This window comes from Bradyrhizobium sp. 138 (assembly GCF_023074075.1).
Taxonomy (GTDB): Bacteria; Pseudomonadota; Alphaproteobacteria; order Rhizobiales; family Xanthobacteraceae; genus Bradyrhizobium.
This window is the reverse complement of record NZ_JADPKT010000083.1, coordinates 1-9,940: the sequence shown is the minus strand read 5'-3', so window position 1 is coordinate 9,940 and position 9,940 is coordinate 1. Positions and strand designations below refer to the sequence as shown.

At 60.4% G+C, this 9,940-nt stretch carries 5 protein-coding genes, 6 pseudogenes and 1 other annotated feature; of the genes and pseudogenes, 5 read left to right on the top strand and 6 right to left on the bottom strand.

The features are described 5' to 3' along the window. Nucleotides 1-339: 339 nt before the first annotated feature. Nucleotides 340-525 (bottom strand): annotated as a pseudogene (locus tag IVA79_RS27925) (transposase); the annotation flags it as partial. A gap of 87 nt (nucleotides 526-612) precedes the next feature. Here IVA79_RS27925 and IVA79_RS27920 point away from each other — a divergent pair. Continuing rightward, on the top strand, nucleotides 613-1,173 hold the full coding sequence (locus tag IVA79_RS27920; protein WP_346658207.1) for a transposase: 561 nt from the start codon (nucleotides 613-615) through the stop codon (nucleotides 1,171-1,173). Between the two features lie 145 nt (nucleotides 1,174-1,318). On the opposite strand, the pseudogene IVA79_RS27915 reads toward IVA79_RS27920, so the two are convergent. The 3 pseudogenes from IVA79_RS27915 to IVA79_RS27905 all read right to left on the bottom strand — a co-directional run. Beyond that, a pseudogene (locus IVA79_RS27915) lies at nucleotides 1,319-1,829 on the bottom strand (IS5 family transposase); the annotation flags it as partial. A gap of 390 nt (nucleotides 1,830-2,219) precedes the next feature. Then, nucleotides 2,220-3,396: pseudogene (locus IVA79_RS27910) on the bottom strand (IS91 family transposase). 9 nt (nucleotides 3,397-3,405) lie between these two features. After that, nucleotides 3,406-4,258: pseudogene (locus tag IVA79_RS27905) on the bottom strand (site-specific integrase). 910 nt (nucleotides 4,259-5,168) lie between these two features. On the opposite strand from IVA79_RS27905, the gene IVA79_RS27900 reads away from it, so the two are divergent. Then, nucleotides 5,169-5,555: an ectoine synthase gene (locus tag IVA79_RS27900; protein ID WP_247559090.1), complete on the top strand. Its 387-nt coding sequence runs from the start codon at nucleotides 5,169-5,171 to the stop codon at nucleotides 5,553-5,555. Between the two features lie 27 nt (nucleotides 5,556-5,582). On the opposite strand, the pseudogene IVA79_RS27895 reads toward IVA79_RS27900, so the two are convergent. After that, nucleotides 5,583-6,403: pseudogene (locus tag IVA79_RS27895) on the bottom strand (IS3 family transposase); the annotation flags it as partial. After that, nucleotides 6,375-6,488 (bottom strand) — a sequence feature (AL1L pseudoknot). Its footprint overlaps the pseudogene before it by 29 nt. 498 nt (nucleotides 6,489-6,986) lie before the next feature. Here IVA79_RS27895 and IVA79_RS27890 point away from each other — a divergent pair. Then, nucleotides 6,987-7,790: an IS630 family transposase gene (locus IVA79_RS27890; protein WP_247559088.1), complete on the top strand. Its 804-nt coding sequence runs from the start codon at nucleotides 6,987-6,989 to the stop codon at nucleotides 7,788-7,790. Nucleotides 7,791-7,805: 15 nt separating this feature from the next. Here the strand turns inward: IVA79_RS27890 and IVA79_RS27885 are convergent. Next, a pseudogene (locus tag IVA79_RS27885) lies at nucleotides 7,806-8,046 on the bottom strand (IS3 family transposase); the annotation flags it as partial. Nucleotides 8,047-8,480: 434 nt separating this feature from the next. Between IVA79_RS27885 and IVA79_RS27880 the strand changes: the two are divergent. Next, entirely contained in the window at nucleotides 8,481-8,729 is a 249-nt protein-coding gene (locus IVA79_RS27880; protein WP_247559086.1) for a hypothetical protein, read from the top strand. Between the two features lie 212 nt (nucleotides 8,730-8,941). Then, on the top strand, nucleotides 8,942-9,940 hold a 999-nt coding region (locus tag IVA79_RS27875; RefSeq protein ID WP_276577537.1), incomplete at its 3' end, for a formyltransferase family protein.

Here is a 9,940-nt window from a genome sequence, read left to right as displayed (position 1 = left end):
CTGAGCCTCCTCTACCTCGTCGTCGATCGGCAGGCACTGCAAAACCGGCTAAGTGGGTGATGTCGGCTTCAACTGAATAGCGCGTGCAGCTGGTTGAAGGGGTTGAAGTGCAACTTCGCCCCGATTGAAGGTCTGCAATCGGCGCGTTCGCAGAGCATGATGGTGTCTCACAACGAGAGCGGCGCCGGAGAGCCCGTCTTATTCGCCGGCGTTCGGCTGAGAGGTTGGCGAGCGTGGCGTAAAGCGCTGATGCGGCGTAGGATGTCGTCCGTGAAGTTTCCCGCAACGCGCTGGTTCAAGCGTAGTGCGGCTGGCGGATGATGCACCGGAGCCTCTGCATCAGGGCCGCAAAAGCCCTTCGAACCAGCGCAGCAAAAGGTGGAAGTTGAAGCCGGCGGCGGCAAGGACGGGGTTGATTCGGTCGCGGGCGCGGCCCTTGAGGTGGTTGCGGCTCATGCGGTGTTCGGCCTTGAGGTGACCGATCACCGGCTCGACCGCGGCGCGGCGCTTCATCTCGCGGCGGATGGATTGGTCTTGGTGACGCGGCGGACAGAGCTGACCCCGGTTGTTTGGACAGCGCCCCGCGGGATTTAAGTGGATTCCTGCCGGGTTATGCTGAACGCGGGGCCTTACGATTTTGTCGTTGCGTCGGGAGGGCGTAGCCCGACCAGAGCGACGACAAAATCGTCGGCCGCGGACCTCGCCCGGACGCGGCGCCCGTCCGACTGGAAGCGCCTGTCGGCGGGAGCCGGAACCAAGGGACCGAGGCTGCATGACTGGTGCTATCTCGAACTGGCCGATCTCGAGGTCGAGGAATCCAACACTGCAAATCAAGGTCTGTGGACGCGCGGTCTGCTGATCCGTCGCCATATCGCTGATGGCGATCTCGCCTTCTTCACCACCTGGTGTCCAGCGGGAACGTCCATCGAAACGTTGGTCGCGGTCGAAGGCCATCGATGGGCGATCGAGGACAGCTTTGAAACCGCGAAAAACGAGTTCGGGCTGGATCACCACGAGAGCAGATCCTGGCATGGCTGGCACCGCCACGTGTCCCTGGTGATGCTCGCCTTCGCCATGATGGCAGCGATCCGCCATCGCGCCAATCCGCCACCGCCCAAAAAAACCAAACGCCGCCCCCCGGCAAAAGCCAAAGCACACCCACGCCGCCGCTGATCCGTTGGTCAATCCAGGAAATCCGCCGCATCGCCATCAGGCTTGCTCGAAAGCGGATTCAACCCGCGCATGTCATCGCATGGTCATTCTGGCGCAGAGCCCACCAGGCTGCCGCTCAGCGCGCGCATCTCAAAGCAAAACGGCAACTGCTGTCGAACGCCTTGTCTGCAATCAGCGCCTCGAAGGTCAGTCCTTCGATCAGCGGCGGAACGCCGACCGTGTCAAAGCGCCGTCCTGGCAGCAGCACGAAACGCACGAGATTGCCGAGCGCATCGGTAAGTGCCAGGATTTTGGTGGTCATTCCGCCTTTCGAGCGGCCGATGGCCTGTTTTTGCGTCCTCCTTTTGCGCCTGTCCGTGGCGGTGGACCTTGACGATGGTGGCATTGACCATGACGTACTCCATGTCCGGCTCGTCTGAGACCGCATCAAACATGCGCTTCCAGACGCCCGCCTTCGCCCAGTCGCGAAAGCGCGTGTACACGGTTATCCAGTTGCGGAAGGCGCGCGGCAGATCACGCCACGGACTACCAGTGCGGGCAATCCACAGCACTGCTTCGACAAACAGCTGGTTGTTATTGCCGCTCCGGCCCGGATCGCCAAGACAAAGCGGCTCCATCTTCGCCCATTGGGCGTCAGTCAAAACGAATCGGTCCATCCCAAGCTTGAATCACAACCAAGCCAGGATGAGAATCTTGAGGGTTCTGTGAGGTCGCGTGGCAGGCGCGAGCCGCGCGCTCTGTCGTGCGTGCGACCTCATAGAAGCCGGATTGAACGAAGCTGCGGAGTTGTTGGCGCTATGGGAATAGTGCAGCGGGTGCGGCTGCGGGGAACGCTCGCCTGTGGTCGCCGCGCGTCCGCGAGTCATTCATCGGATGTGAGGGGCCCGATTGATCGGGCCAAGGGCGCGATCCAGCGAGCGATTTGCTGCGCTGGGATGCGCTGCCGAACGATTGGTGGGGTGTTCGGTGACGAGCGCGGCCACGGCGACTTCGGACGTTGCCACCAAGAAGGTGATTACGGAAGCGGTGGATGGTACTGACGCTGGTCATGACGTATCACAACGAAACGGCTGGCCGCGCGCGCAGGCTCGCGGGACGATATCGACGCGCCGCATGGTGCCGCCACAATGCGGGCAGACGGGGATCTCGCATTTGGTGAGGGGATCGGCGCCGGCTTCTTGATCAGTCGGAGCGTTGCGGACAGCAAGGAGTTGACGGCAGAAAGCGATTTTATCGTTGCGTCCGCCATTGGCGAGGAAGCCATAGTGGCGGATGCGGTGGAAGCCGTCCGGCAGGGTGTGCAGGAGAAAGCGAGGAATGAACTCATCGGCATCAAGCATCATCACTTTGGCTTTACGATTCTGCCGATAGTCCTTCCAGGAAAAGCTCACCTTGCCGTCGGCAAGCGAGATCAGCCTACTGTTGGCGATGGCGACGCGATGCGTATAGCGGCCGAGATAAGCCAGCACCTGTTCGGGCCCGCCGAATGGCGGTTTGGCATAGACGACCCAGTCGGTCCGTCGAAGTTGCGCGAGGCGCTCGGCGAATGCGGCGGGATCGGCGAGACGGGCGAGATGGCCAAAGAAGCCCAACTGGCCGGCCGCGAAGGCAGCTTGCAGCTCTTGCAGAAACAGGCGGCGGAACAGCCGGGAGAGGACGCGCACCGGCAGGAAGAACCCGGGCCGGCAAGCGACCAGCGTGTGCCGTCGAGCGAGGGTCCACCGCCGGGCACGACGCAGTGGATATGTGGATGGTGTTGCAGGGTTTGGCCCCAGGTATGGAGGACGGCGGTCACGCCGAGCTGAGCGCCGAGATGCTTGGGATCGGCCGCGATGGTGGCGAGCGTCTCGGCCGCGCAGCGGAACAGGATGGCATAGACGACAGCCTTGTTGTGGAAGGCGATCTCGCCGGCGGACGCAGGCATGGTGAAGACCACGTGGAAATAGGGCACGGGAAGCAGTTCGGCTTGCCGTTCGGCGAGCCACTGTGCGCGCGCCGCACCCGGCACTTCGGGCAGTGTCGATTGCGACAAGAATTGTAGGCGATGCGTGTCGCACCGCAGTCATCGCATTGCTCGACATGACCGCCAAGCACAGCCGTCCGGCACGCCGCGATGGCGCCCATGGCGCGCCGCTCGACGCGGCCGAGATGCCCGGCGCGGGCTTGCCGAAACGCTTCGCCGTGGCGGCGGAAGATATCCGCCACTTCCAGAACCGGAGCCATCAGGTCCGCTCAGCCAGGCGGCACGACCTCCAGGCGGAGCCGGTCAAGCGGACTTGGCGTATTGCTGATGGTCTTTGTGGCGACTTGGGTATAGCGCGCCGTGCTCTGCAGACTGGCATGGCCGAGCAGCACCTGGATGATGCGCACGTCGGCCCCGTTCTCTAGGAGATGGGTCGCGAATGTGTGCCGCAGCGTATGCACTGTCACCGACTTGCTCAAGCCGGCCGCCGTACAGGCTGAACGGCAGGCGGCGTGCAGCACGTTAGGGACGAGCGGACGCTCGTCGTCGCGGCCGGGAACAGCCATCGTTTTGGTCGAGTGAGCCGCCACGCAGAATCCTCAAAAGCTGAGGCGAGAGCATAACGTAACGGTCCTTGCCGCCCTTGCCATGCTCGACCCGGCTCAACATCCGTTGGCTATCAATGTCGACAACCTTCAAGAGGACCACTTCCGATACGCGCAAGCCTGCGGCATAGACGGTGGTCAGCGCGGTACGGCTCTTGAGGCTTGGGATTGCTTCCAGGAAGCGCACGACCTCGTCGGCGCTCAGCACGACCGGCAGTTTGCGCGGTTTACGCGCATAGGCGATGCGCTCCGGAACGGTGTCATGACCAAGCGTCACACCGTAGAAAAACCGCAGTGCGCAGACGATCTGGTTCAGCGCCGGCCAGGACATCCCCGTCGCAACCAGATGAACCTGGAAGGCACGGATATCCTCCAGGTCCAGGCGGTCAGGAGAACGACCGAAATATCGGCTCAACTTCGCTACGGCGTTGAGGTAGGATTGCTGCGTCGCCGGTGACAGATTGCGGACCGTCATGTCCTCGATCATGCGGCGGCGAAGTGGGCTGATCTCAGCCATCGGAAAACCTCCTGTCTAAAGGGTTGGGCTTCGAAAACCCGCAATCCTCTCAGACAGGAGGCAATCCTTGCTATGCCTCCCTACATGCCGCGCCAGCGGCTTCGTTCAATCCTGAATCCAAACAAACCCTAGTTCATCTGTATGCTTAGGCTGTCCATAGCCCGGGAGTGGAAGCCAATGGAAATTCAGAATGTCTACGATGATCTTGGATTTTTCTCTCGGCATGAACGAAAACCTCACGGCCTGAAGAGTGAAGCCGGTACAGAACCTCACGGCAAACGGTCCCGTGGGCGTTCTCAAGTCTTGTTGTACAACGACGCGCGACCACACTCGCGCCTCTCGGATGGAACACCCCGTCCGAGTTCTCCTTCACCTGCCATCCGCGCCGGAACCTGGCGCAATTGTCACGTTGACCCTCCGCGGTTGTTGAGCTGTGTCTCGTTCAAGACATCGATGTCGCAAGCGTGACGGCAGGACGCCAGCTAGCGCGGCGAGAGGCGCATTGTTTTTTCAGGAGTGTTCTCAGAACGTCATTGGCACATCGGTTGCTTGAGAGGGGGCGTCCGTTGCGACCATAACAATCTAGCAGCTCACTTCTAAGAGTTCAGATGAAACTTGCTCAATCGATCCTGATACTACCGCGGCCGCCGCGCGCGCCATCGTGGCGAGGTCTCTCCTCTCATGATTGGGCTACGGCTTGCCGGCGAGGCCAGGTCGGCGCCGTTTCAGGAATGGGGCGAATGGCAGTGGAGGACATGGTTGGCAGATTCTTGCCGGCTTGCCCGGTCCAAATAGACATACCTTGGCTTTCCGCTTCGGGAGCGCGCGGAAGCCGCGCTTCTAGGTCAGAACAATGGCCTCCGCGCTTTTACAATGGTGACTTGCACCTGTATTCCTGGAATCAAACAATATGATTGTGCGGAGCCTGCACGATGTTGAAGCGACCGATCACTTCGTCGATTGGGGCAATGGTACTAGCCACCGCCTCCTGACGGCTAAGGACGGCATGGGCTTTAGCATCTGCCACACCGTAGTGCGCGCTAAGACCATCTCGCTTCTGCAATACCGTAATCATCTCGAAGCCTGCTACTGCATCGCCGGAGAGGGCGAGGTGGAGAACATGGACGGCGATATCTTCCCCATTCGCAAGGGCGACATGTATGTGCTAGACAAGCATGACAAGCATCTTCTGCGCGGGGGTCGAGACAGGGATCTGATCCTCGTTAGTATCTTCAACCCGCCCCTCAACGGAACCGAGTGCCACAAGCTCAACGACCCGGCAGGCTCGGCATATTAAGCAAGGTGAACCGCCCCGGGCTTGCCCTCAAGGCCATTTGGTTCGAGTTATGCTGCCATGGCTGGTTGTCCGGCTCCGGCCGGAGGGAATGTTTGCGATGGGCTCCAGGAGCCGTCGGTTGTTGACCAATCGACCCATTGGAGGGTGGAAATTCGACCGCCTCGAAGCTTCGCCATGGCCCGGCCGTGGATCACCTCGGCCTTGAAGGCCGTTGATGGTTCTGGCGAGAGCGTCGTCATAGGATCTCCGACACTGCGGACAGATAGCTCCGCGCCTACTTCAGCCAGGCACTCGGTGTATTTGATCGAGAGGTTCTGGGCGGCCCCTGTCGCTATGGTGCACGCGCCCCCGCGACGTACCGGCCGCCGAAGGGCCTGCTCCAGCGCATGAGCACGAAGCCGGCGCTTGTCGTGCGCTAGGCCCGCCAGCCCACGATCCTTCGAGCATAGGCGTCGATGACAAAGGCGACGTAGACGGAGCCGGTCCAGGTCGCGAGATAGGTGAAGTCGGAGTGCCAAAGGGCATTCGGTGGTGACGACTGGAACTGGCGGTAGTCCAGCTGGCAAGCCGCCGCCTTGTCGCTGATCATGGTCTTGACGAGCTTGCCGCGGATGGTTTCTTGCAAACCCATGTCCCGCATTAATGGCGAGACTGTGGAACGCGCAATATGGAAGATCTCTGCGCTTGAGCTGGCGCCAGACCTTGCGCACTCCGTACACGGAGAAGTTCTGATTGAAGACGCGCCGAACTTCGATCTTCGGCGCCGCGTGCCGCCGGGCGCGCGCTGACAGCTTGGCTCGATCGGCATGGTAGGTCGAAGGGGGCTCGGCAAGACCTTGGATCGGCTCGCCCACCTGCGCCCCATGATGATCGTCAATGAAGGCGATCATCACTTAGACACGGCGGTCGAGCCCCGCCATCGCAAAATAGGCGCTTGCCTGCGCAGGATCTAGACGACCGATTCCATGAAGCCTGCGCTCCTGGAGCAGGCTGAATCGGTGGAACGGACGGGTTGTTGGCGGATTCCTCGTTTTCGAGCGGCGAAACGAGGAGCTGTATCATGGCAGGATGGCGGCGAGCGGTCGAAGGGGCAATGAGCGATGAAGAGATTGCGACCTTGTCGACACTTTCGCGGTCGAGGATCGAACTGGCGAGCCGGGGGGCGCGGGTGCAGATGCTGCTGGCGTATCGGGAAAATCCTTCGTTCTGCGCAGTGGGCCATAGACTTGGGGTCCATCATCAGACGGTGCAACGCTGTGTCGAGCGGGCGCTGGCCGACGGCCCGCTGGCGGCCCTCGACGATCGTTCGCGACAAGGCAAGGAGCCAACGATCACGGCTGAGGCCAAGGCCTGGTTGGTGTCGCTGGCGTGCGACAAGGCGAAGGACCACGGCTATCCGCGGCTACGCATGAGTTGTGGACGACGCGGCTCTTGGCGCGCCATGCGCGCGAGCACGGACCGGCGGCAGGGCATCAGCGTTTGGCCAATTTGGTTCAAGGAACGGTGTGCAAGATCCTCGGCAAGGAGGAAATCAAGCCGCACAAGGTGCGCTACTATCTTGAAAACCGCGACGCCGAGTTCGAACAGAAGATGGCGGAGGTCCTGTGCGTCTTTCGTGAAGTCCAAGTCCTGAAGAAAGCCCTCTGCCAAGGGCGGGCAAAGCCGGTAACGATCGTCTCCTGCCATGAGAAGCCTGGAACCCAGGCCATCGCAACGACGGCGCCGGATTTGCCACCCGAGCCTGGCGTCCACTCCGGCTTTGCGCGCGACCATGAATACAAACGCCATGGCACGCTCAGCCTGTTGGCCGGGATTGATCTGCTCACCGGCAAGGTCCACGCTCTCGTCAGAGACCGCCACCGCAGCCGCGAATTCATCGAACTCCTCAGACTTCTCGATGCCGCTTATCCGAGGGGCACCACGATCAAGTTGATCCTCGACAATCATTCCGCGCACATCTCGAGAGAAAACAGAGCCTGGCTCGCCACTCGACCAAACGGGCGCTTCGAGCTCACCTTCACGCCCAAGCACGGTTGGTGGCTTAACCTCATCGAGGGGTTCTTCTCCAACTTCGCCCGTTCAGTCCTGCGCCACATCCGGGTGGCCTCAAAATACGAACTCAAGGAGCGCATCATGGCTGGTACCGACGACATCAATCGTCATCCCGTCATCCAAACCTGGTCCTACAAACTCGCCGAGGCTGCTTTATATGATTCGAACCAAGAAAAACGCTGACCTAGTTGGCCTGCTCATCTCGCGGTTCTTCCGTTCCAGCGCCTTCAGCTTCTCGGTCGGAACGCCGGTCCGCTGCCCGTTATCGACTCCCGCCTTCTTGACCCAGTCATGCAGCGTCTCCGGTGTGCAGCGGATCTTGGCCGCAATCGAATCCCGCCGCCCAGCACGACGGATGCTCGCTGGCGTAATCCAGAACCATCCGAACCATACGGGCCGGGACCTCGGGTGAAAGCTTGTTCGCCTTCTTGCTTGTCATGGCTCCATCCTCAGGATTTGGAGCCTCCGGCAAACCCGGATTGGTTCAACGCACTGTGGAGTTGGCAAATCGTCAAACTCTCCGAGCCACAGGAATGCGCCAGCGCGGCCAACTACTTCGCAGCCGCTGGATGTGACCGCCGATAACGAGGACGTCCTCTTGGCGTCCACTGCGAGAGCCACTGACCTCAATCACGCACCATCGCAATTTTAAGAGAGTCACACCTGAAAAGGCGGTGCGGCCGGCCGGGAAAATCACTTTGACGTTCTAGGCTCCGCTTTTCTTTGCCCGGACACATCAGGCGAGATTCCAGAAGCCTTGGGCCGATTGATAGCGCGCTCAATTGGTACGATGTCCGACGAGGTCAGATAAGTGACATAGCAGTGTTAGGGCTAGCATACTGAGAAAGAACGATTCCTCCTTTGGCACAGTACATGCGTAGTCTCCTCTATGAAGGCGCGTTGACTGAGGAGCTGTCGTCCGATGATCTCTACTCAGAACAGGCTGAAATGGCAGTTGCGATTCTGCCGGAGACGATATCTGGAGGCGTGCGGCCTGCCCGCGATATTGGGAAGATCTTGGCTGCGCCCAAGAGCTTCGGCACCGCCAATACCCCCTATATTGCGCAAGCGACTGCGGGCGCGGTTATCCCAAGCAAATTCGAACCAGTGTGGCTGATTTGAGTCGCTTCGTCGCGCGACGCCATGGTGGGAATGCCCAGTTTGATGGATTGACTGCAGGAGCGGTGAAGATGTCGTATCGGGTATCTCCGGCGCGCGGGAGCGTCGTCTGTCAACCAGGCGATCAGGGCAGGCTACCTGCGCGATCGATCTCCTCTGCCGTCGTTGTCGGCAGTGGTACGCTCGCTATCAGATGCGTGCAGCTGGCAATTGAGATGGGCCACGTCATTGGTGCAGCATTGTGTGCTGACGGCGTATTCCGCGATTGGGCTGTTCGCTCGAACGTCCCATCGATAGCAAGCGTTGAAGAGCTCTCTTCTTATTTGAAGGCCGCGCCGGTAGATTTCATTTTTTCAGTTGCCAATCCGTTCATACTACCAGCGGATGTATTGGAGTGGGTTCGTCGAGGTGCTTTTAATTACCACGACGGTCCATTGCCACGATATGCAGGAACGCACGTGACGTCCTGGGCGCTGCTGGCGCGTGAGACCGAATATGCTATCACGTGGCACTTCATCGATGACGGTATTGATGCCGGTGACGTTGTGGTTCAGCGCCAGGTGTTGATTGTGCCCACTGATACGGCACTGACCCTGAATCTCAAATGCCATGAAGCAGCAATCGAAGGCTTTCGCGAGCTCTTGACTGGCCTCGACAGCGGGGAGCTTTTAGCCCATCCGCAGCCACTGGTGGACAGAAGCTACTTTCCGAGACATCGACGCCCAGACTCCGCAGGCTGTCTGCGATGGGATCAATCCGCGCAAGAGATATCGGCGATGACACGGGCCCTAGGTTTTGGGCCGTATGATCTTAATCCGATGTGTCTGCCCAAGGTTCTCATAGGCGATCAGGCCGTCAAAGTCAGGACCTTGAAGGTGTTGGCTCGAAGCGCGGGTCGTCCGGCGGGCTCCCTGATTGAAGTCCACGCGAGCCATTGCCGTGTGGCGACGGGCACCGAGGATGTCGAAGTTTACTTTGAGGAACCCGATGGGCAGATGCTGGACGCGCGAGCCCTCGCCAGGCGCTTCAATGTGGATGAAGGTAGTCGCCTTCCAATCTTGAGCGATGAACAGGCGCGGAGCATAACTGCCGTCCATGAAATGCTGGCGCCTTTGGAGGATTTTTGGCGACAGCGGCTCGGGCAGTTTAGGACATTGCGTCCTCCCTTCCTGTCATCGTCCGTGGCCGCGGCGCCGCCCGAATGGCAGTCGAGT